The 20,772-nt window shown below is 74.6% G+C and carries 20 protein-coding genes; 6 read left to right on the top strand and 14 right to left on the bottom strand.

The genetic code is table 11. From position 1 onward, the window contains the following. Nucleotides 1–238 (bottom strand): PfkB family carbohydrate kinase (locus tag JZ5iCDA_RS02770; protein WP_253181916.1); only part of this gene is annotated, 238 nt, incomplete at its 3' end. A 21-nt stretch (nt 239–259) separates the two neighbouring features. Then, entirely contained in the window at nt 260–718 is a 459-nt protein-coding gene (locus JZ5iCDA_RS02765) for a VanZ family protein (RefSeq protein ID WP_069385741.1), read from the bottom strand. A gap of 131 nt (nt 719–849) precedes the next feature. Between JZ5iCDA_RS02765 and JZ5iCDA_RS02760 the strand changes: the two genes are divergently transcribed. Both JZ5iCDA_RS02760 and JZ5iCDA_RS02755 read left to right on the top strand, forming a co-directional pair. Further along, nucleotides 850–1,827, top strand: a complete 978-nt coding sequence (locus tag JZ5iCDA_RS02760) for a TIGR03885 family FMN-dependent LLM class oxidoreductase (RefSeq protein ID WP_069385737.1) — start codon at nt 850–852, stop codon at nt 1,825–1,827. Then, complete coding sequence (locus JZ5iCDA_RS02755) at nt 1,824–3,527, top strand: alpha-amylase family protein (protein ID WP_069385736.1); 1,704 nt, start codon at nt 1,824–1,826, stop codon at nt 3,525–3,527. Before JZ5iCDA_RS02760 ends, JZ5iCDA_RS02755 begins: the two co-directional genes overlap by 4 nt. Before the next feature lie 14 nt (nt 3,528–3,541). Here the strand turns inward: JZ5iCDA_RS02755 and JZ5iCDA_RS02750 are convergent, their stop codons facing one another. Continuing rightward, on the bottom strand, nt 3,542–3,880 hold the full coding sequence (locus JZ5iCDA_RS02750) for a hypothetical protein (protein ID WP_069385735.1): 339 nt from the start codon (nt 3,878–3,880) through the stop codon (nt 3,542–3,544). Nucleotides 3,881–3,995: 115 nt separating this feature from the next. Here JZ5iCDA_RS02750 and JZ5iCDA_RS02745 point away from each other — a divergent pair, with 115 nt between their 5' ends. Further along, entirely contained in the window at nt 3,996–5,123 is a 1,128-nt protein-coding gene (locus tag JZ5iCDA_RS02745; RefSeq protein WP_069385734.1) for a threonine aldolase family protein, read from the top strand. 52 nt (nt 5,124–5,175) lie between these two features. On the opposite strand, the gene JZ5iCDA_RS02740 is transcribed toward JZ5iCDA_RS02745, so the two are convergent. Then, nucleotides 5,176–6,204: a hypothetical protein gene (locus JZ5iCDA_RS02740; protein ID WP_139122926.1), complete on the bottom strand. Its 1,029-nt coding sequence runs from the start codon at nt 6,202–6,204 to the stop codon at nt 5,176–5,178. Between the two features lie 110 nt (nt 6,205–6,314). Between JZ5iCDA_RS02740 and JZ5iCDA_RS02735 the strand changes: the two genes are divergently transcribed. Further along, a complete protein-coding gene (locus JZ5iCDA_RS02735) occupies nt 6,315–6,737 on the top strand; it encodes an SRPBCC family protein (protein WP_069385732.1) in 423 nt (140 codons plus the stop codon). A 58-nt stretch (nt 6,738–6,795) separates the two neighbouring features. On the opposite strand, the gene JZ5iCDA_RS02730 is transcribed toward JZ5iCDA_RS02735, so the two are convergent. After that, nucleotides 6,796–7,281, bottom strand: coding sequence for a GNAT family N-acetyltransferase (locus JZ5iCDA_RS02730; protein WP_171905274.1), 486 nt, complete (start codon nt 7,279–7,281; stop codon nt 6,796–6,798). A gap of 120 nt (nt 7,282–7,401) precedes the next feature. Between JZ5iCDA_RS02730 and JZ5iCDA_RS02725 the strand changes: the two genes are divergently transcribed. Further along, the gene (locus JZ5iCDA_RS02725) at nt 7,402–8,619 is read left to right on the top strand and encodes a glycoside hydrolase family 3 N-terminal domain-containing protein (RefSeq protein WP_069385730.1); all 1,218 of its coding nucleotides are present in this window, start codon (nt 7,402–7,404) and stop codon (nt 8,617–8,619) included. A gap of 133 nt (nt 8,620–8,752) precedes the next feature. Here the strand turns inward: JZ5iCDA_RS02725 and JZ5iCDA_RS02720 are convergent, their stop codons facing one another. The 4 genes from JZ5iCDA_RS02720 to JZ5iCDA_RS02705 all read right to left on the bottom strand — a co-directional run bounded on the left by JZ5iCDA_RS02720 (nt 8,753) and on the right by JZ5iCDA_RS02705 (nt 13,642). Further along, a complete protein-coding gene (locus JZ5iCDA_RS02720) occupies nt 8,753–9,034 on the bottom strand; it encodes a hypothetical protein (RefSeq protein ID WP_069385729.1) in 282 nt (93 codons plus the stop codon). A gap of 11 nt (nt 9,035–9,045) precedes the next feature. Next, nucleotides 9,046–10,317: an inorganic phosphate transporter gene (locus JZ5iCDA_RS02715; protein ID WP_069385728.1), complete on the bottom strand. Its 1,272-nt coding sequence runs from the start codon at nt 10,315–10,317 to the stop codon at nt 9,046–9,048. Nucleotides 10,318–10,427: 110 nt separating this feature from the next. Further along, nucleotides 10,428–11,336: a hypothetical protein gene (locus JZ5iCDA_RS02710; RefSeq protein ID WP_069385727.1), complete on the bottom strand. Its 909-nt coding sequence runs from the start codon at nt 11,334–11,336 to the stop codon at nt 10,428–10,430. Further along, the gene (locus tag JZ5iCDA_RS02705) at nt 11,333–13,642 is read right to left on the bottom strand and encodes a S9 family peptidase (protein WP_069385740.1); all 2,310 of its coding nucleotides are present in this window, start codon (nt 13,640–13,642) and stop codon (nt 11,333–11,335) included. The genes JZ5iCDA_RS02710 and JZ5iCDA_RS02705 overlap by 4 nt, the downstream gene beginning before the upstream one ends. 197 nt (nt 13,643–13,839) lie before the next feature. On the opposite strand from JZ5iCDA_RS02705, the gene JZ5iCDA_RS02700 reads away from it, so the two are divergent. After that, nucleotides 13,840–14,814, top strand: a complete 975-nt coding sequence (locus JZ5iCDA_RS02700; protein ID WP_139122925.1) for a GGDEF domain-containing protein — start codon at nt 13,840–13,842, stop codon at nt 14,812–14,814. 34 nt (nt 14,815–14,848) lie between these two features. Here the strand turns inward: JZ5iCDA_RS02700 and JZ5iCDA_RS02695 are convergent, their stop codons facing one another. Genes JZ5iCDA_RS02695 through JZ5iCDA_RS02675 form a run of 5 tightly spaced genes read right to left on the bottom strand, consistent with a single transcriptional unit; the run spans nt 14,849 to nt 20,704 of the window. Further along, nucleotides 14,849–16,579 carry an outer membrane protein assembly factor BamB family protein gene (locus JZ5iCDA_RS02695; protein ID WP_069385725.1) on the bottom strand — a complete coding sequence of 577 codons (1,731 nt, stop codon included), beginning with the start codon at nt 16,577–16,579 and terminating at the stop codon, nt 14,849–14,851. Between the two features lie 16 nt (nt 16,580–16,595). Beyond that, nucleotides 16,596–17,315, bottom strand: coding sequence for an ABC transporter ATP-binding protein (locus JZ5iCDA_RS02690; protein ID WP_069385724.1), 720 nt, complete (start codon nt 17,313–17,315; stop codon nt 16,596–16,598). After that, entirely contained in the window at nt 17,302–18,351 is a 1,050-nt protein-coding gene (locus JZ5iCDA_RS02685; protein WP_069385723.1) for an ABC transporter ATP-binding protein, read from the bottom strand. The genes JZ5iCDA_RS02690 and JZ5iCDA_RS02685 overlap by 14 nt, the downstream gene beginning before the upstream one ends. Then, on the bottom strand, nt 18,348–19,649 hold the full coding sequence (locus tag JZ5iCDA_RS02680) for a branched-chain amino acid ABC transporter permease (protein ID WP_083259589.1): 1,302 nt from the start codon (nt 19,647–19,649) through the stop codon (nt 18,348–18,350). Before JZ5iCDA_RS02680 ends, JZ5iCDA_RS02685 begins: the two co-directional genes overlap by 4 nt. Beyond that, entirely contained in the window at nt 19,646–20,704 is a 1,059-nt protein-coding gene (locus JZ5iCDA_RS02675; RefSeq protein WP_083259588.1) for a branched-chain amino acid ABC transporter permease, read from the bottom strand. The genes JZ5iCDA_RS02680 and JZ5iCDA_RS02675 overlap by 4 nt, the downstream gene beginning before the upstream one ends. Nucleotides 20,705–20,772: the final 68 nt, after the last annotated feature.

The raw sequence follows: 20,772 nt of genomic DNA, 5'->3' as shown, positions 1-20,772 counted from the left end.
CGAGCGCACCGACGAGCGCCGTCGCGGCACCGCCCGCGCGCGCCGCGGCGACCGCCTGGTTCGCGCCCTTGCCGCCCGGCGCCCGGCGCAGCTCGCCGCCGAGCACCGTCTCGCCGCCGTGCGGGTGCCGCGGGACGTCGACGACCACGTCGACGTTCGCGCTCCCGACGACGACGACGCGCCCGCCGCCGTCCGGGCTCCCGGTCGTACCGCCGTCGAGTGACTCGTCCACGTTCATGGGCCCCATCCTGGTTCCTGTTCAGCCCGCGACCCGCGCCCGGCGGCGCGAGGCGACGGCGCCCACCACGGCAGCCGCAGCGAGCGCCCCCAGCAGCGCGCCGCCGGTGTTGAGCACCACGTCCTGCGCGGTCGGCACGCGCCCCGGCAGGAGGTTCTGCGTGAGCTCGATGGCCGCGGACAGCAGCGCGCCCGCGAGCGTCACGAGGCCGACGGCGCGCCAGGGTCCCGGTGCCGCGCCGCGCCGGCGGGCCGCGGTCCCGCGCAGCAGCGGCAGGCCGAGCGCGCCGAACGGCAGGAACATCACGACGTTCGCCGACGCCTCGAGCACGGGCAGGGTCATGGGGATGCCGAGCCCGCGCAACAGGTCGAGGGTCGCGGTGGCCCATCCGGGCGCGGCGGTGGACTGCGGCGAGGGCCACAGCGTCACGACGAGGACGGCGGCGAGGTAGGCGGCGAACGTCCACGTCAGCAGGCGCATCGGGCCAGCGTAGGACTGCACCCGGTGCGGCGTGCGATCCAGCATCGCCACCGCGCCGGACGGTCACGGCACCTGCACGGGTCCCCCCTCTCGACGCGCGCTCCGGCGCGAGGGTCGGTTCACTGGGCGCCATGGTCACCGTCGGCTTCCACGCCTCCCACGAGCAGATCCCGCCCGGTCCCCTCCTCGCTGCGGCACGTCGCGCGGAGGAGGTCGGCTTCGACGCCGCGATGTGCTCCGACCACCTCGCGCCGTGGAGCGCGCGCCAGGGCGAGTCCGGCTTCGCGTGGTCGTGGCTCGGCGCCGCGCTCGCGACGACCGGGCTCCCGTTCGGCGTCGTCACCGCGCCGGGCCAGCGCTACCACCCGGCGATCCTCGCGCAGGCGGTCGCGACGCTGGGCGCGATGTTCCCGGGCCGTTTCTGGGCGGCCCTCGGCTCGGGCGAGGCGATGAACGAGCACGTGACCGGCGACCGCTGGCCGACGAAGGCGGAGCGCGACGAGCGGCTGCGCGAGTGCGTCGACGTGATCCGCGCGCTCCTCGCGGGCGAGGAGGTGACCCATCACGGGCACGTGACGGTGGACCGGGCGCGCGTGTGGTCGCTGCCCGACGTCGCGCCGCGGCTCGTCGGTCCGGCCGTCACCCCGGCGACCGCTCGGCGTCACGCGGACTGGGCCGACGGCCTCGCCACGGTGAACCAGCCCCTCGAGGCGCTGCGCGAGGTCGTCGGCGCGTACCGCGACGCGGGCGGGCGGGGGCCGCTCGCGCTGCAGGTCCACGTGTCGTGGGGCGAGGACGACGCGGCGGCGTTCGCCGTCGCGCACGACCAGTGGCGCTCCAACCTGCTGCCGCCGAGCGTGAACTGGCACCTCGAGACGCCCGACCAGTACGACGCGGTCGCCGACCTCGTGCGGCCCGAGGAGGTGCGCGGCACGGTGCTCGTCGAGCACGACCCGCAGCGGTTCGCCGACCGCGTCGCCGAGATGGTCGCGTGCGGCTTCGACGAGGTGTACCTGCACCACGTGGGGCAGCAGCAGGACGCGTTCCTCGACGCGGCGGGCGCCACGCTCCTGCCCCTGCTCCGCGACACCTTCGGGGGTGCCGCGTGAGGATCCGCGACACCGGCGACCTGTGGTGGAAGAACGCCGTCGTCTACTGCCTGGACGTCGAGACGTTCATGGACTGGAACGACGACGGCGTGGGCGACTTCCCCGGCCTCGTGCAGCGCCTCGACCACCTCGCCGACCTCGGCGTGACGTGCCTGTGGCTCATGCCGTTCTACCCGACGGCCGACCGCGACGACGGCTACGACATCACCGACTTCCTCGGCGTCGACCCGCGCCTGGGCGACCTGGGCGACGTCGTCGAGCTCGTGCGCACGGCGCGCGACCGCGGGATCCGCGTCATCGTCGACCTCGTCGTCAACCACACGTCGGACCGGCACCCGTGGTTCCGCTCCGCACGACGCTCGACGGACGACCCGTTCCGCGACTTCTACGTCTGGCGCGCCGAGGAGCCGCCGCCCACCCAGAACCAGGTGGTCTTCCCCGACCAGGAGCAGGGCATCTGGACGCTCGACGAGCCGACGGGCGAGTGGTACCGGCACCGCTTCTACCGCCACCAGCCCGACCTCAACACGGCGAACCCGCGCGTGCGGGACGCGATCGCCAAGACGATCGGGTTCTGGCTGGAGCTCGGCATCTCGGGCTTCCGCGTCGACGCGGTCCCCTACGCGCTCACGGACGCCGCCGCGAACCCCGACGACGAGATCGACGACCCGCACGACCTGCTGCGCGTCCTGCGCGCGTTCGTGGGGCGGCGCTCGGGCGACGCGATCCTCATGGGCGAGGTCAACCTGCCGTACGAGGAGCAGGCGCGGTACTTCGGCGACGGCAACCCGGCCGACGCCGACCCGGGCGGCGTGACGAGCCACGAGCTGACGATGCAGTTCGACTTCAACGCGATGCAGGCGCTGTACCTGTCTCTCGCGCGGCACGACGCCGGCCCGCTCGCCGGGGCGCTGCGCGCACGCCCGCCCATCCCCCGTGACACGCAGTGGGCGACGTTCGTGCGCAACCACGACGAGCTCACGCTCGACAAGCTCACCGACGACGAGCGCGCGGAGGTGTTCGCGGCGTTCGGGCCCGAGGAGGAGATGCAGCTCTACGGGCGCGGCCTGCGCCGTCGGCTGCCCCCGATGCTGGGCGGCGACCCCCGCCGGCTCCGCATGGTCTACTCGCTGCTGTTCTCGCTGCCGGGCACGCCCGTGCTGTTCTACGGCGAGGAGATCGGGATGGGCGAGAACCTCGACGTGCCGGGGCGCCTCGCCGTCCGCACGCCGATGCAGTGGTCCTCCGGGCCGAACGGCGGCTTCTCCCGGGCGCCGGCGCGGCGGCTCGCGGCGCCCCTGCCCGGCGACGGGTACGCGCCGGAGCACGTCAACGTCGCCGACCAGCGGCGCGACCCGGACTCGCTCCTGACGTTCGTGCGGATGCTGGCGCACCGCTACCGCGAGTGCCCGGAGCTCGGCTGGGGTGACGCGGAGGTGCTCGACCAGCCGAACCCCGCGGTCATCGCGCTGCGCAGCACGTGGCAGGACGCCTCGATGGTGACGCTGCACAACCTGTCGCCGGACCCGGCCGTCGTGGGCGTGCTGCTCGGCGAGCTGCCCCAGGACGCGCGGCTCGTCGACGTGCTCGACGCGGACGACGTCGAGCCCACGCCGGACGGGACCGCCGACGTGCGGCTCGACGGCTACGGCTTCCGGTGGCTGCGCATCACCCACCCGGGGTCGCGTCGGCTGCTGTGACCCTCGGGTGAGCCTCAGGCGTCCGACGGCTCGTCCGGTCCGACGGGCGGTCCGGGCGACGACGGCCAGTCCGGCTCGCCAGGAGCCGGGTCGTTCGGGCGCGGGCCGCCCGGCGCCGGGTCGGTCGTCGGCTCGTCCGGCGGGGTCGCCGGGTCCGGCGGCGGGCCGGGCGACGTCGGTGGCTCGACGGGCGGCTGGGACTGCCGCACCGGCTGCACCGGTCCCGTCGCCCCGCTGGGACCGGCCGGGTCGGCCGGCTCGGCCTGGTTCGCGAACGTGTCGCGCTCGTCGCGCGGGAGCCCGGAGAAGTTCGGGTCGTCGGGCACGGCGGCCGGGTCGGGGATCGTGGACATGACTGCACCTCCGGCGTGTCCTCGACGCCCTCGTCGGCGTCCTTCCCGACGGTAGCCCGGCGGCCGCGCGCTCGCCCGCGGCGGGGCCTCGGGCGCCGCGTCCTACGCTGAGCACGTGACCACGTTCGCCTCGGACAACTACGCACCGGCCCACCCCGACGTCCTCGCCGCCCTCGCCGCCGCGAGCGCCGGCCACGAGATCTCCTACGGCGAGGACCCGTGGACGGCACGGCTGCAGGACGTCGTGCGCGACCGGTTCGGCCCGGACGCGGCCGCGTACCCGGTGCTCACGGGGACCGGCGCGAACGTCGTCGCGCTCATGGCGATGCTGCCGCGCTGGGGCGCGGTCGTCGCGACCGAGCACGCGCACCTCAACACCGACGAGAACGGCGCGCCGGAGCGCGTGGGCGGCGTCAAGGTGCTGACCGTCCCCGCCCCGGACGGGAAGCTCACGCCCGCCGCGGTCGAGCGGTTCGCGGGCGACCTCGGCGACCCGCACCGCGCGCAGCCCCTCGTCGTGTCCCTCACCCAGGCGACCGAGCTCGGCACCGTCTACACGCCCGAGGAGATCCGGGCGGTGGCCGACGCCGCCCACGCCCGCGGCATGCGCGTGCACCTCGACGGCTCGCGGCTCGCGAACGCCGCGGCCGCGCTCGACGTCCCGCTGCGCGCGCTGACCACCGAGGCGGGGGTCGACGTGCTGTCGTTCGGCGGCACGAAGAACGGCCTCGCGCTCGGGGAGGCGGTGATCGTGCTGGACCCGTCGGCCGTCGACGGCGTCGAGTTCGTCCGCAAGGCGACGATGCAGCTCGCGTCGAAGATGCGGTACGTCTCCGCGCAGCTCCTCGCACTGTTCGAGCCCGTGGGCGACCCGGTCGCGGACGTCGACGAGCTGGCCGACGCCGACGAGCTGTGGCTGCGCAACGCGCGGCACGCCAACGCGATGGCGGCGCGGCTGCGGGCGGGTCTGGAGGACTCGGCGGACACCGGGGCCGCAGCGGGCCCGGGCGTGACCTTCACCCAGCGCACCGAGGCGAACGCCGTGTTCGCGACGCTGCCGCGCGCCGTCGTGCAGCGCCTGCGCGAGCGGCACCGGTTCTACGACTGGGCGGCGGGCGAGACGCCCGACCGCGTCGAGGTGCGCTGGATGTGCGCGTGGGACACGACCGTGACGGACGTCGACGACTTCGTCGCGGACGTGCGCGCCACGCTCGCCGAGGTGGAGCCCCGGGTCGCGGGGTAGAGCCGCCGTCCGCGAGGTAGAACTGCAGGCCGCGAGATAGAGCCCCGGAGCTCTACCTCGCGACCTGAGCCGCTGTCTCGCCGGGGAGGGCCGTGCCGACGGCGTGCGCGACCTCCGGCACGGCGAGGTAGCCGGCGGGAGTGCGGCCGTCGAGCAGGACGGCCGCCGCGTGGTGCCCCGGCGCGCGGTTGTCGACGACGAGGTCCTCGATCGGCGGCGAGCCGGGCTCGAGCGGGAACGCCGACGGCCCGAGGTCGTGCAGCGCGAGCGCGTCGCGCAAGTCGCGCGCGGCGACCCAGCGGCGCACCGCCCCGGGGACGCGCAGCGGGGCACGCGCCGCGAGGACGTCGCGCACGGCCCGGACGGCGAGCGGCGACCCGAGCGTGAGGAGCAGGGGCACGTCCCAGCGCGCACCGCCCCGACCGGTGACGTCGCGGTCGTGGTCGCGCAGCACCGCGTACGCCACGACGGAGCCGAGCGAGTGCGCGACGACGACCGCCGGCTCGTCCGTCGGCATCGCGGCGACGACGGCCTCGTCGACCGCGCGCCGCACCGCGGGCTCGTTCACGTACGCCCAGACGTCGCGCACGAGCAGGAGCAGGACGGCGCCGCTCAGCCCGGGCACGTGACGGTCGAGCGCCGACAGCAGCGCGTTCGCCCAGCCGCCGAGGTCCCCGAGGTCGACGCCGAGACCCTGCGCGGCGACCGCGCCGTCCGCCTCGCGCCGCACCTGCGCGTCGTCCACGCCCGCACCGTGCAGCACCTCGCGCGCGACCTCGACGAGGAAGGCCAGCTCGTCCTCGGGCAGGTCGAGCGGCCGACCGTCGGCGCCGTCGGCACCGTCAGCGTCCCGGGACCCCGGCACGGCGTGCACGGTGACGGGCGGCACGACGTCGGCCCGCCCCGTGAGCGCCGCGAGGGCGTCGCCGTAGAACACGAAGGAGGCGTCGTCGTCGGCCAGGTCGCGCGGCGTCCCGGCCGCGTCGAGACCCGCGCGCAGCACCGCGAGCCACGTGCGCTCGAGCTCCTCCGCGTCGAGCCCGGCGTTGTCGCGGCCGTGGAGGAGCACGAGTCGGGTCACGCGGGCGAACCTACCCACGGGCGGTGTGACCCGCCGCACGACCGTCCGGGCTGCCGTGCAGGCTGCGACGGTCTACGGTCGCTCCAGGCCCCACCCCCCAGGAGGTACCGATGACCGGTCACACCACGACCTGCACCGTCCACGTCGCGCGACCGCCGGAGGTCGTGTGGTCGCAGATGGTCCACCCGGGCGCGCGCTGGATGCTCGGCATGAACGTCGAGACGGACTACCAGCCAGGCAGCCCCGTGACGTTCGAGGGCCACTACATGGGCCGCGAGTTCGCCGACTGGGGCAAGGTCGTCGCCGTCGAGCGCCCGCGTCTGCTGCGGTTCACACACTTCTCGCCGACGATGGACCTCCCGGACGAGCCCGAGAACTACCACGACATCTCCATCACGCTCGAGCCCGACGACTCCGGCACGACCGTGCACGTCGTCGAGGAGAACATCGAGACGGCCGACCGCGCGGAGCGGGCGCACGCCCTGTGGTGCAAGGCCCTCGCGACGCTCGCCGGGCACGACGGCGTGCAGTGACCGGTCCGCACCCCGACCGGTCCGCACGCCGACGCCGCGCCACGGGCCGGGTGGGCCGTCACTCCCCCGCGAGACGCGTGCGCATGAGGAACCGGACGAGCGGCACGCCGTCCCGCTGCACCTCCTCCTGGTGCACCACGCGGAACCCCTCGCGCTCGAACACCGGGCGCGCCACGAGGCTGGCGTGCGTGGTCAGCTCGGGCAGGCCCGCGCTCCGCGCCGCCGCGAGCACGGCCGCCAGCAGGGCGCGGGCGACGCCGCGGCGGCCGTGGTCCGGGTCGACGAAGAGCCGGTCCACGTAGCCGTCGTCGTCCAGGTCGGTGAACCCGGCGACGACGCCGCCGACCTCGGCGACGAAGGTCCGCACGCGCCGCCGCTCGGCGCCCCACTGCTCGAGGTCGCGCGAGCCGCCGAGCCAGGCCCGCACCTGCTCCTCGGTGTAGCGGGACCGGGCGGTCCGCGTGATCGCCCGCTCGAAGATACGCAGGGTCGCCTCGGCGTCGCCCGTCTCGTAGTCGCGCACCAGCACGGACCGTTCCTGCACGGGCACGATCATTCGTGCCCGGTCGCCGCCGCGCACGTCCTTTTTACGGCGGTCCCGTCCGGGGCCGCCCCCGAGTCGGCGTCACCCTGCTCGGCTACGGTGTGCGTCGGAGGTGGTCCCGTGGGGAGCCGAGCCCGGACGACGTGGGTCGTCGTCGCCGTCGTCGCCACCGTCGCGGCGCTCGCCGCCGTCGCGTGGTGGGCCCTGCGGCCCGCGGCCCCCGGGGCCGCGCCGCCCACGGAGTCCCCCACCACCCCGGACGCGCCCGCGTCGCCCACGGAACCGGCGCCCTCGCCGTCCACGCCCCCGCCCGACCCCCTCGCCGGGTGGACGCTCGAGCAGAAGGTGGGCCAGCTCTTCATGGTCGGCGTCGACGTGCGCGCCCCGCAGCAGGCCAGCTACGACGCCGTGTCGCAGCTGCACGTGGGCAACGTGTTCCTCGCGGGACGCTCGCAGGCCGGGACCGGCCCGACGGCGGACCTCGTCACCGGGTTCACGGCGCTCGTCTCCCCGGAGTCCACGCGCGGCACGCCGCTGTTCGTCGCGACGGACCAGGAGGGCGGCAGCGTCCAGGTGCTGCGCGGACCGGGGTTCTCCGACGTCCCGAGCGCCCTCGACCAGTCACGGCTCGACCCCGCCGCGCTGCAGCGGGACGCGACGACGTGGGGCTCCGAGCTCGCCGCCGCCGGGGTGAACCTCAACCTGGCGCCCGTCATGGATCTCGTGCCCGAGGGGTCGGCCGCGCGGAACCCACCGATCGGGGCGTTCGGGCGCAGCTACGGGTTCACGCCCGACGTCGTGACGTCGCACGCGAACGCGTTCAGCGCCGGCATGGAGGCCGCGGGGGTCGACGTGACGATCAAGCACTTCCCCGGCCTCGGGCGCGTCACCGCGAACACCGACACCACCGCGGGCGTGACCGACGACGTCACGACGCGCGACGACGCGTCCGTCCGAGTCTTCGCGTCGGGCATCGAGGCCGGCGCGGCGTTCGTCATGACGTCGACCGCCGTCTACACGCAGATCGACCCGAGCCTGCCCGCCGGGTTCTCGCCGGTCGTCGTCGACGGGATGCTGCGCGGCGACCTCGGGTACGACGGCGTGGTGATCACCGACGACGTGTCGGCGGCCGCGCAGGTGCAGGGCTGGTCGCCCGGGGACCGGGCCGTCCTGGCGATCGAGGCGGGCGGGGACATGGTCCTCGCGTCGGCCGACCCGACGGTCGTGCCCGAGATGGTCGCCGCCGTGGTGGCGCGGGCCTCGCAGGACGAGGCGTTCGCGGCGAAGGTCGACGCCGCGGTGCTGCGGGTCCTCGCAGCCAAGGAGCGCCTGGGCTGACCCGGGCGCCGAGAGCTCCACGAGATAGAGGGTTCCCGCCGAGGTAGAGGGGAATCTCCCTCTATCTCGGCGAGAACCCTCTATCTCGCGGCCAGGCCTTTGGGCGGCAGGGCGCAGTCGGTCACGCCGTAGGTCAGTGGCCGCCGCTCGCGAGGAACAGGATGCCGCCCGCGACGGCGAGCACGACGACGAGGAAGCAGACGCCGGCCGCGACGATCCGCGCGTTCGACGCGCGCTCCACCGTCACCACCTCGCCCGACGGCGTGAGCTGCGCGCCCTCAGCGTCGACCGCGGCGGGCGTGGTGCGCCCGGCGGCGAGGCGGACGCCCAGTGCGAACAGGGCGGGCAGGCCGGCGCCGACGATCAGGCCGGCGACGACGACCTTGAGCAGGGAGTCGATCTCGATGAAGGACACGACGGTTCCTCTCAGACGCCGGCGCGCTGACGCGCGCCGTGCGGCTCGGCGGACGGGGCGGCGGTGACCGCACCCTCCTCGGGCGAGGCGGTGGCGGCGACGGCCGGGGTGGCGGCCGCGTCCGCGAGCACGGGCTCGCGGTCGGCGGCGGACGGCGCGGCGTCGTCCTCCCAGTCGTCGTTGACGTTGTTGTGGTCGACCGGCTTGCGGCGCGACGCGACCCAGATGGCGACGGACGTCGCGATGAGGATGCCGAACACGGCGACCGTGCCGAGGGCCCCGCCGATGCCGGCCTGGATCCAGTAGCACAGCGCGCCGACGAGGCCGGCGGCCGGAAGGGTCAGGCCCCACGCGGCGAGCATGCGGCCCGCGACGCCCCAGCGGACCTTCGCGCCCGGCATGCCGACGCCCGAGCCGAGGATCGAGCCGGTGGCGACGTGCGTCGTCGACAGCGAGAAGCCGAAGAAGCCGGACAGCAGGATGACCGCCGCGGAGGACGACTCCGCGGCCATGCCCTGGCGGGTGTCGATCTCGACGAGGCCCTTGCCGAGCGTGCGGATGATGCGCCAGCCGCCGAGGTAGGTGCCCAGCGCCATGAACAGGGCGCACGAGCCGATGACCCAGAACGGGACGCTCGAGTCGGCGGGGACGGCGCCGCCCGCGATGAGCGCGAGCAGGATGATGCCCATCGACTTCTGGGCGTCGTTCGTGCCGTGCGCGAGGGAGACGAGCGACGCGGAGCCGACCTGGCCCCAGCGGAAGGCGCGCGTGCTCGTGCTCTCGGGGACGCCGCGCGTCAGGCGGGCGACGAGCCACGTGCCGACGGCGGCCACGCCGATCGCGACGAGCGGCGCGAGCAGGGCGGGGATGAGGACCTTCGCGGCGACGCCGGTCCAGATGACGCCCGACGTGCCGACCGCGGCGAGCACGGAGCCCACCACGCCGCCGACGAGGGCGTGCGACGAGCTCGACGGCAGGCCGAGGAGCCATGTCAGGAGGTTCCAGGTGATGCCGCCGACGAGGCCGGCGAGCACCACCTCGAGGGTGATCACGTTCGCGTCGACGAGGCCCTTCGCGATCGTCGCCGCGACGGCGAGCGAGAGGAAGGCGCCGACGAGGTTGAGGACGGCGGAGAGGGCGACGGCGGTCTTGGGCTTGAGGGCGCGCGTGGCGATGGAGGTGGCCATCGCGTTGCCCGTGTCGTGGAAGCCGTTCGTGAAGTCGAAGGCCAGTGCGGTCACGACGACGAGCACCAGCAGGAGCGTCTCGGTCACGTACTCCATGGTGGGGGCACGCGAACAGCCCACCCGACCATCCTGTGGATTCTTCTGCCAGTGTTCATCGACAGTTCACCGAGCGTTCGAAGGCTTGTTCGAATGCTGCCGACGGGCGCTCACCGATCCGCGTGGCCGCGCCCGGCGCGCCGTCCGTCGTCCCGCCGCGCCTGCGCCCGCAACCGCCGTTCGCGCGCGCGGAGCACGGCCTCACGACGCTCGCCGATCGCGTCGCTCGTCAGCGCGGTCAGCGGCTCGGCCTCCGTCCGCGCACGGGCCCGTTCGGCGTCCGCCCTCCGGCGGCCGGGCGTCCGGCGGGCGCGTCCCGGGTGGAAGCGCCGGAGCCACGCCTCCCGCAGCAGCACCGCGCTCCACGCGTAGAGCGCGAGGGCGACGCCCGCGAGCGCCGCGCGCACCGGCGTCGCGAGCAGGGGCGACACGGCGGCGGTCGCCGGCGCCCAGGCGAGGCCTGCGGGGAGCGCCGCCACGAAGTCCCGGTCGGCGGGCTGCCAGCCGCAGGCGTAGAAGCGCAGGAGCACGGTCGTGAGCCGGGACTCGCGCACCGGGATCAGCGACAGGGCGACCGGGCCCGGCGTCGGCGGACCGAGCGTCGTCCCCGGCATCGCGTAGGTCGTGCGTGACAGCGGCTCTCCCCGGAACGCCGGGCGCAGCGAGCGCCCGACGTGGACGAACGACAGCGCGGCGAGCGGCCACGTCGCGCACGCCATGTACCAGGCCACCGGGCCCGCGAGCAGGGTGACGAACGGGAGGAGCCCGACCGCGACGCCGAGGCTCGCACCCACCGTGTCGCGGAACTCCCACCACGGCGTCTGGTCCTCGACCGGCTCGGACACCGAGTGCACGCCGAGCGCGACGTACAGGCCGAGCAGGAGGAGCGCGATCGCGAGCCACACGAGGCCGATCGCGAGGTAGCCGAACGGCCGCAGCACGAGCCGCACGGTCCCCGGCGGCGTCGCGTCGCGCGGCGCACGCCCGCGCCGGCCGGCCCCCGCGAACGGGCCCGTCACCGCTCCCCCGCCGCGCCGGCGGCCTCCTCCTCACCGCCCGCGAGACCGAGGACGTCGAGCACCCAGGCGTCCTCGTACGCGATCTCGCGCCAGCTCTCGTACCGGCCGGAGACGCCGCCGTGCCCGGCGTTCATCTCGATCTTCAGCAGAGCGGGAGCCCCGGCCGCGCGCAGCCGCGCGACCCACTTCGCCGGCTCGACGTAGAGCACGCGCGTGTCGTTGAGGCTGGTCACGGCGAGGATGCGCGGGTAGTGCGACGCGTCGTCGGGCACGTTCTCGTACGGCGTGTACCCGCGCATGTACCGGTAGACGTCGGGGTCGTGCAGCGGGTCGCCCCACTCGTCCCACTCGACGACGGTCAGCGGCAGCGACGGGTCGAGGATCGACGTCAGCGCGTCGACGAACGGCACCTGCGCGAGCACCCCGGCGAACAGCTCGGGCGCGAGGTTCGTCACCGCGCCCATGAGCAGCCCGCCCGCGGACCCGCCCTGCGCGACCATCCGGGCGGGGCTCGTCCAGCCGGCCTCCACGAGGTGCCGAGCGACGGCGACGAAGTCCGTGAACGTGTTCCGCTTCGCGAGCGTCTTGCCGTCGTCGTACCAGGCGCGCCCGAGCTCTCCCCCGCCGCGCACGTGCGCGACGGCGAACACGACGCCCCGGTCGAGCAGCGACAGGCGCGCGACCGAGAACGCCGGGTCGATGCTGATCTCGTACGACCCGTACCCGTACAGCAGCAGTGGCGCCGGCTCCGCCCCCGTACCGGTCGCGTCGAGCCCGAGCGCGTCGCGGCGCCACACGAGCGAGATCGGCACGCGCGTGCCGTCCTCGGCGGTCGCCCACTCGCGGCGCTGCACGTAGTCGGCCGGGTCGTACCCGCCGAGGACGGGCTGCCGCTTGAGCAGCGTGAGCTCGCCCGTCCCGACCGCCAGGTCGTAGACGGTCGCGGGCGTGACGAAGCTCGTGCACGACAGCCGGACGGTCGGCTGCGCCCACTCGGGGTTCGGGCCGATGCCGGCGGTGTACAGCGGCTCGTCGAACGCCACCTCCCGCACGCGCCACGGCTCGCCCGGCGTCGCGAGGTCGACGACCGCGACGCGCGACAGCGCGTCCCGGCGGTAGGAGAGCACGAGGTGGCCGGCGAACGCGTCGACGGCCTCGAGGCGCGTGGCCGGGTCGTGCGGCACGACGACGCGCGCCCCCGCCGGCCCGATCGCCGCGGTCTCCGCGGCCTCGAGGTCGCGGGCGGTGCCCGCCCCGCCAGCCCCGGGCACGTCGACGACGGCGAGCTCGAAGTTCTCCGCGCCGTCGTTGTGCAGCACGAGCAGCACGTCGGCCGTCCCGGCGGGAGCCGTGTCATCGGGCGTGCCGTCGAGCGCGGCCAGCCACCCGCTCGGCACCACCGCGTGCTCGACCGTGTACTCGACGCCCTCGCGCCGCGGCCACACGACGCGCGGCGCGGACGTCGGGTCGGCCGCGTCGACCAGCCACGTCTCCGACGTGACCTTGGAGCCGACGTCGATCTGCACGAACCGCCGCGACCGCGACACGCCCACGCCGACCCAGTACCGCTCGTCGGGCTCCTCGAGCACGACGACGTCCTGCTCCGCCGGGGTGCCGACCTCGTGGCGCCACACGCGCCAGGGCCGCCACGCGTCGTCCACGGTCGGGTAGAAGACGTACCGCGCGTCTGGGGAGAAGACGGCGCCCGGGAAGGTGCCCGGCACGACGTCGGGCAGGTCCTCGCCGGACACGAGGTCCCGGACGCGCAGCGTGTACCGCTCGTCGCCGACGACGTCGACCGCGTAGGCGAGGAGCCGCCCGTCGCCCGACACGTCGAACGAGCCGAGCGAGAAGAAGTCGTGCCCCTCGGCCTCGACGTTGTCGTCGAGCAGGACCTGCTCGCCCGGCACGGGGACGCCCGGCTCCAGCACGGGCGGGACCCACGAGGACGGCGCGTCGGGGCCGGACGAGGCGTCGATCGGCGCGCGCGCGTGGATGGGGTACTGCTTGCCCTCGACGGTGCGCGCGTAGTACCAGTGGCCGCCCTGGCGCACCGGCACGGACAGGTCCGTCTCGAGCGTGCGCTCCTTGATCTCGTCGAAGATCCGCTGCCGCAGCCCCGCGAGGTGCGCGAGCTCCGCCTCGGTGTGCGCGTTCTCCGCCTCCAGGTGGGCGAGGACCTCGGGCGACTCCTTGTCGCGCAGCCACTCGTAGTCGTCGGTGACGGTGTCGCCGTGGTGCGTGCGGGTCGTCGGGCGCCGCGGGGCGACGGGGGCGGACGGGAGGGCCGTGACGTCGTCGGGCATCCGGCCAGCGTAGTGCGGGACCGGGGCCCGCACGAGGAGCGCCGTCGCCCGCGGCCCCGCCGCGCGGCGCCGCACGCGACGCGCCGTCGACGCCGCGGGCAACGGTGGGTTGCGAGCACCTGAACACTCGTCGAACATCGGCGTGGACGAGCGTCCAGGACTCCCGCGCGGGCCCGCGCTGCCACGACACTGTGCGCGTGTACGACGCCATCACGCAGCTCGCGCGCCAGACGTCGGCGCGCGCGACGGCCGACCGGACGGGAGTCGTCGGCCAGCTCGCGCGGCCCGTCATGGTCGTCGGCTCGTCCATCCCCGTGGGCCAGCTCGAGGTCGTCTTCCGCAGCCCGGACGTCGACTGCGTCGTCGTGCAGGACGACGAGGGCGCGGACCGTCTCGGCATCGTCATGCGCGCGGCGCTGACCTCGGCCCTGACCGGGCGGCTCGGCTACGGCCGCGCCGTCCTCGAGCGGCGCCCGGCCTCGATCGTGACCGACTGGTCGCCCCTCGTCGTGGACCGGGGCGCCTCGGTCTCCGAGGTGGCGACGCATGCCATGGCCCGGCCCGGGACGCACCGCTACGACGACGTCCTCGTGGGCGGGGCGAGCCACTGGAGCAGCGTCAGCGCCGCGGACCTCATGCGCTCGCTCGTCAGCTCCCTCGCGGCGCAGTCCACACGTGACCACCTCACCGGCCTGGCCACGCGCCGCACGACGTGGCACCTGCTCTCCCAGCGGTGCCGGCTCGTCGCGAACAGCGGCACGCGCGTCGCGCTCGTGCTGCTCGACGTGCGCGGCATGTCCGCGATCAACGCCCGCCACGGCCAGCCGACGGGCGACGCCGTCCTCGTCGAGATCGCCGACCGGCTCGGCGCCGCCCTGCCGCGCGGCTGCGAGGCCGGGCGCGTCGACGGCGACCGCTTCGCCGTGCTCGCCACGCTCCCCGCCATGGACGACATCCAGGCCGCCGCGTCCGTCGAGGCTCTGCGCGAGGAGATCCTCGGCCACCTCGCCGCCCCCTCCGGCGCGCTGCCGGCGGGGGCGTGGCCGGCGGTGGAGAGCGCCACGGTGTGGTCCGTCGCCGGCGCCGCCGACGCCGACGAGCTGATCCGCGAGGCCGAGCACCGCCTCGTCTCGGCGCGGTCCGCGCTTCCCGGCGGCTACCTCAGCGCCTGACCGCCCGCCGACCGGCAGGACACGGCGCGCCAGGTCACCCGAGCCGGGTGACCGACCGGTCCTCCACCACGAGCAGCGACCCCTGGACCGCGAGCGGCCACGCGTTCGCGCCGATCCCCGTGCGCCACACGACCTCGCCGTCGGCCAGGTCCACCGCGACGAGCTGCTGGTCCCGGCCGGACCAGTCCTGCGTCGCGGCGATCAGGTGCTCTCCGTCGGTGAAGGCCGTCGACCAGTCGACCGGGCCCGCGCCGTCCGTCGCGGGGTCGCGCGCCGCCGAGCTCTCGAGGGTCCACAGCTCCTGCCCGGTCGCGACGTCGAGCGCGACGAGGTTGCCGACCCGCGGGACCACGACCACGCCGCCCGCCACCGCGAGCACCCGGTCGGGCGTCCCCCCGGCGGTCGACGACCACAGCCTGTCACCGTCCGCCCCGAACGCCGCGAGCTCGATGCCGTCGCGCACGAGCCGCAGCCCGGCGTCGCGGCCGTCCGAGGCCGCGGGGGTGTACAGGGCGCCGGGCGGCTCCCACCGCACCGTCCCGTCCGGCGCGAGCACCGCGGGCGCGGCGTCGGTCGGCATCGTCCCGCCGTACCCCCACGTGCCCTGGCCCGACGGGTCGCGGTAGAGCGTGCCGTCCGGCAGCGGGGTGACGCTGTCGTGGGGGTTGTCCGGGTCGTCGAGCCGCACGCCGTCCGTGCCGAACGACGCCGACACCCCGCAGCCCTGCACCACGACGACGTCGCCCACCGAGCTCGCCCAGAGGGTCTCCAGGTCGGCACGGGCGTGCGAGGGTCCGGCACCCGTGCCCTCGTCGACGGCCCAGCTGGCGCAGCCCAGGGTGTCGCTGTCTGAGAACGGCAGGTCCGTGCGCCAGCGCTCCTCCCCCGTGAGCGCGTCCTCGAGCACGACGACGACGTCGCGTCCGTGCGGGACGGCCGCCGCCTCCCCCGTGGCCGGGTCGATCTCGAGCTCCGTCCCGTGCTCGGCGGGCACGTCGCCCACGCGCAGCGTGCGCACGAGCCCGCCGCGGGGCCCGGGCACCGCCGCGCCCTGCGCGGGATCGAGGTCACGACGCCCGACGACGGTGCCGTCCGCGTCGAGGACGACGACCGCGTCCGCGACCGCCGGCGCCGGTGAGGTCACCTCGGGCGGCGCCTCGAGCGCGTCCGGGACCCCGGTCAGGCACACCAGCCCGTCCGGGGCCTCGCCGCCGAGGGTGTACCCGTAGGAGAAGAGGGCGCTGCCGCAGTACGCCGTGCCTCCCGTGTCCGTGCGCCAGCGCTCGGCACCCGCCGCGAGGTCGACCGCCACGACGTCGTCGCCGTCCAGCACGACGAGCGCCCCGTCGAGCAGCTGGAGGCCGGCGGGCTCGACCCCGTCGAGCGACCACGCCTCCGCCGGCGCGCCGAGCATCGGCGCCACCCCGCCCGCCGCCTCGCGCAGGCGTGCGAGGTCCGCGCGCGACTGCGCCGCGTCCACCGTCACCATGCCGCCGACGACCACGACGACCGCGGCGACCGACGCCGCGACGACGCGTCGGCGGCGGCGACGGGACGCCACGTGCGCCGGGTCTGGTCGGGCGGCGCCCCCGTCCCCGTCGTCGGTCGCGGCGTCGGTCGCGTCGTCGGTCCCGCCTTGCCCGCCGCCCGGAGGCGCGGCACCGTGGTCGAGGACCGGGTCGGGGACGGCGTGGTCCGCGAACCCGTCGTCGACGAGCTCGAACGTGTGGCGGTCGGCCTGGGCCGCGCGTCGTCGCAGGGGCACGTCCTGATCCTAGGTGTCAGGCGACCCCGAGGTAGGCCTCCTTGATGCTCGAGTCGGCGAGCAGCTCGCGGCCGCCGCCGGAGCGCACGACCTCCCCCGTCTCCAGCACGTACGCCCGGTGGGACCGCGACAGCGCCTGCTGCGCGTTCTGCTCGACGAGCAGCACGGTCGTGCCCTGCGCGTTGATCTCCGAGATGATCCGGAAGATCTGCTGGATGACCATGGGCGCGAGCCCCATGGACGGCTCGTCGAGCAGGAGCAGGCGCGGGCGGGCCATCAGCGCGCGCCCGATGGCGAGCATCTGCTGCTCGCCGCCCGACATCGTGCCGCCCACCTGGTCCTTGCGCTCGGCGAGCCGCGGGAAGAGCTCGTAGACGCGCTCGAGCGTCTCGTCGTGCTCGGCCTTCGAGTCGAAGGTCCGCGCGTACGCGCCCATCTCGAGGTTCTCGATGACGGTCATCCCGGGGAAGATGCCGCGGCCCTCGGGCGCCTGCACGATGCCCTCGAGCACGCGCAGGTGCGGCTTCATCCGCGTGACGTCCTTGCCGTCGAACACGACCCGGCCGCGCGCGAGCGGCCGGATGCCCGAGATGGCGCGCATCGTCGTCGTCTTCCCGGCGCCGTTCGCGCCGATGAGGGTGACGAGCTCGCCCTCCTCGACGGTGATCGAGATGCCGCGCACGGCCTCGATCCGCCCGTACGCGACCGTCACGTCCTGCAGCTCAAGCAGAGGCATCGCCGCCGCCTCCCTCGCTCGTGGTTCCCGGCCCGTCGGCCAGCTCCTCGTCCGGCACTCCCAGGTACGCGGCGATGACCTTCGGGTCGTTCGTCACCTCGTCCGGCGTGCCGTCCGCGATGACCCGCCCGAACTCGAGCACGACGATCCGGTCGGTCACGCCGCGCACGAGGCGCATGTCGTGCTCGATGAGCAGCACGGTGTACCCGTCGTCGCGGATGTGGCGGATGAGGTCCATGAGGGCCTCCTTCTCCGCCGGGTTGAACCCCGCCGCCGGCTCGTCGAGGCACAGCAGCTTGGGCTCGGTCGCGAGCGCGCGGGCGATCTCCAGACGGCGCTGGTCGCCGTAGGAGAGGTTGCGCGCCTTCTCCGTCGCCCGGCCGCCGACCCCGACGAACTCGAGCAGCGCCATGCCGCGGTCGATCGCGTCGCGCTCCTCGCGCCGGTGGCGCGGGAGCCGGAACAGGGCGCCCAACACGGACGTGCGGTGCCGCGCGTCCGTGCCGACGACGACGTTCTCCAGCGCCGTCATCTCGTTGAACAGGCGGATGTTCTGGAACGTGCGGGCGATGCCGCGCTGCGTGATCTGGTAGCGCTTGAGCTTGCCGACCGGGACGCCGTCGAAGACGACCTGCCCCTTGGTCGGCCGGTAGACGCCGGTCATCGCGTTGAAGGCGGTCGTCTTGCCCGCGCCGTTCGGCCCGATGAGGCCGAGGATCTCGCCGCGCCGGATCTCGAACGTCACGTCGTCGAGCGCCGTGAGGCCGCCGAACTGGACGGTCACGTGCTCCATCTGGAGCAGCGGCTCGCCCATGCGCGCGTGCACGGCACGGTCGGGCGCGACCATCGCGTCGACGAGCTCGCGGTTCGCCAGCTCGGGGCGCACCGCCTCGACGTCAACGACCACCGGCTCGTCGAGGACGGCGCCGGGCACGTACCGGTCGGCACGCGACGAGTCCGCGCGCCCGGACGCCGCGAGGTGCTCGTCCCCGTGCTCGCCGCCGGCCCCCATGCCGCCGGGGTCGTGGGTGCTCATCGGGTCTCCTCCCCGGTCGTGGTCGGCGCGGTGTCCCTGCGGGCGATCGTCTGGGCCGCCCGTCGCGCCGCGACGTACAGCTCGCGGCCGTAGGCCAGCAGCTTCTGCCGCACGGGTATCAACCCCTGGGGACGGAAGATCATGAGCACCACGAGCGCGATGCCGAAGAACAGGTAGCGGTAGCTCGCGATGAGGTTGCCGTCGATCGGGATGCCGAACAGCTCGGTCCGGCCGAGGAAGAAGTTCGGCAGGTACACGATGATGAACGCCCCGAGGATGACGCCGAGCTTGTTGCCCTGCCCGCCGAGCACGACGGCGCACAGGAACAGCACGGAGTTGATGACGTTGAAGTTCGTCGGGATGACGAACTGCACCTGGCCCGCGTAGAGCGCGCCGGCGATGCCGCCGATCGAGGCGCCGATGACGAACGCCCACAGCTTGAAGCGGAACGTGGGCACACCCATGATCTCCGCGGCGTCCTCGTCCTCGCGGATCGCGACCCAGGCGCGACCCACGCGCGAGCGCTCGAGGTTCCCGACGAGCAGCAGCGAGATGACGATGAACAGCAGGCTCACCCAGTACCACCACACGCCGGAGTTCAGCGTGCCGCTCGCGTTCCCCGCGGAGAACACGCCGCTCGGCAGGTCCTCCGTGACGCCGAGCCGCGGGTACGCGACCCCGCGCAGGCCCTGGCCGCCGCCGGTCAGCTCGTCGAGGTTGTCGGCGAGGAGCCGGACGATCTCGCCGAAGCCGAGCGTGACGATCGCGAGGTAGTCGCCGCGGAGGCGCAGCGTCGGGGAGCCGAGAATCAGGCCGGACACGGCGGTGATCGCGACCGCGATCGGCAGCACCGACAGCCAGGCCCACTCGCGGGCGAGCCAGCTGCCGTCGCCCGCCTGGTTCCACGGGCTGTCCGGGCTGGTGAGGATCGCGACCGTGTACGCGCCGATGGCGTAGAAGCCGACGTACCCCAGGTCGAGCAGGCCGGCCTGGCCGACGACGACGTTCAGGCCGATGGCGATGAGCGCGATCATGCCGAACTGCGCCATGACGCCGCCGAAGTTGGTCCCCACGGTCGTCAGCACGGGGATGTCCAGGATCGGCACGAGCGCGACGAACAGCAGGAACGGCACGCCGACCAGCCACTGGGTCGGGCGCGCGAGCGCGTCCCACCAGAGGCGCAGGCGGTCTCCCACCCCGCCGTGCGGCCGGTCCTTGGTCGCGACCCGTCCGGCGGGCGGCAGGGTCGGCGGGGCGGACGAGCCGCCGGGGCGGGGTGCGGGTGTCGAGGTGGTCATGCGCGGGCCCTCCCCAGCGACTCTCCGAGGATGCCCGTCGGGCGGAACATCAGGACGACGATGAGGAGCACGAACGCCACGACGTCGCGCCACTCCGTACCGAAGACGACCTGGCCGTAGTTCTCCATGACGCCGAGCAGCAGACCTCCGAGGAGGGCGCCGCGCAGGTTGCCGATGCCGCCGAGCACCGCGGCGGAGAACGCCTTGATGCCGAGGATGAAACCGCCGGAGTAGATGATCCCGTTCGGCACGCGCAGCGTGTAGAGCAGGGCGGCGGCGCCGGCCAGGATGCCGCCGATGAGGAACGTCAGCATGATGACGCGCTCGCGCGAGACGCCCATGAGCGTCGCCGTGACCGGGTCCTGCGCGACGGCCCGGATGCCGCGGCCGAACTTCGTGCGGTTGATGAACATGTCCGTCGCCAGGGCGAGGAGCAGTGCCGACAGGATGATCACGAGCGTGACGTTCGTGACGGCTGCGCCGCCGACCGTGAACTGCACCTCGGGCTGCACGAGCCGGATCGGCTGCTCGGCGTTGACGCCGCCGAGCTCGCCGCCGGTGAGCCGCGGGAGCACGAAGTGCACGAACTCCTGCAGCACGAAGGACATGCCGATCGCGGTGATGAGGAAGACGAGCGCCGGGGCGCCGCGCTTGCGCAGCGGCCGGTAGGCCACGCGCTCGAGCCCGACGGCCGCGCCGCCCGCGACGACCATGCCGCCGAGCATCGCGACACCCAGGTAGAACACGGTCAGGCCGATCCCCATGTCCCACGCGTCGCCCATGGGGTAGAAGCCGAGGAGCAGGAGCGTCGCGTACTGCCCGAACATGCCGAGCATGAAGACCTCGGAGTGGGCGAAGTTGATGAGCCGCAGCACGCCGTAGACGAGCGTGTAGCCGACGGCGACGAGCGCGTAGATCGCGCCGTAGGTGAGGCCCTCGATGGTGAGGCCCCAGAAGTTGCGCCCGAGGGCGGCGAGGTCGAAGTCGATGAGCGACTGGTGGACGAGTGGACCGGCGGTCGCGCTGGCCAGCAGCGCGTCAGCAAGGGCGGGCATGGCGCTCCTTGGGAGTCGTTCGCGGATCGTGCGAGGTTCGTGGTCCCGCGACGGGCGCCCCGCCCACC

The sequence above is a fragment of the Cellulosimicrobium cellulans genome (genome assembly GCF_001722485.1).
GTDB classification, from domain to species: Bacteria; Actinomycetota; Actinomycetes; order Actinomycetales; family Cellulomonadaceae; genus Cellulosimicrobium; species Cellulosimicrobium cellulans_A.
This window is presented reverse-complemented; position numbering and strand designations above follow the sequence as displayed.

Bases quoted from the DNA above. Each gene is read 5' to 3' on its own strand.
- JZ5iCDA_RS02765 (WP_069385741.1), bottom strand. From the start codon at position 718: ATGCGCCTGCTGACGTGGACGTTCGCCGCCTACCTCGCCGCCGTCCTC.
- JZ5iCDA_RS02760 (WP_069385737.1), top strand. From the start codon at position 850: ATGGTCACCGTCGGCTTCCACGCCTCCCACGAGCAGATCCCGCCCGGT.
- JZ5iCDA_RS02750 (WP_069385735.1), bottom strand. From the start codon at position 3,880: ATGTCCACGATCCCCGACCCGGCCGCCGTGCCCGACGACCCGAACTTC.
- JZ5iCDA_RS02735 (WP_069385732.1), top strand. From the start codon at position 6,315: ATGACCGGTCACACCACGACCTGCACCGTCCACGTCGCGCGACCGCCG.
- JZ5iCDA_RS02715 (WP_069385728.1), bottom strand. From the start codon at position 10,317: ATGGAGTACGTGACCGAGACGCTCCTGCTGGTGCTCGTCGTCGTGACC.
- JZ5iCDA_RS02705 (WP_069385740.1), bottom strand. From the start codon at position 13,642: ATGCCCGACGACGTCACGGCCCTCCCGTCCGCCCCCGTCGCCCCGCGG.
- JZ5iCDA_RS02690 (WP_069385724.1), bottom strand. From the start codon at position 17,315: ATGCCTCTGCTTGAGCTGCAGGACGTGACGGTCGCGTACGGGCGGATC.
- JZ5iCDA_RS02685 (WP_069385723.1), bottom strand. From the start codon at position 18,351: ATGAGCACCCACGACCCCGGCGGCATGGGGGCCGGCGGCGAGCACGGG.
- JZ5iCDA_RS02680 (WP_083259589.1), bottom strand. From the start codon at position 19,649: ATGACCACCTCGACACCCGCACCCCGCCCCGGCGGCTCGTCCGCCCCG.
- JZ5iCDA_RS02675 (WP_083259588.1), bottom strand. From the start codon at position 20,704: ATGCCCGCCCTTGCTGACGCGCTGCTGGCCAGCGCGACCGCCGGTCCA.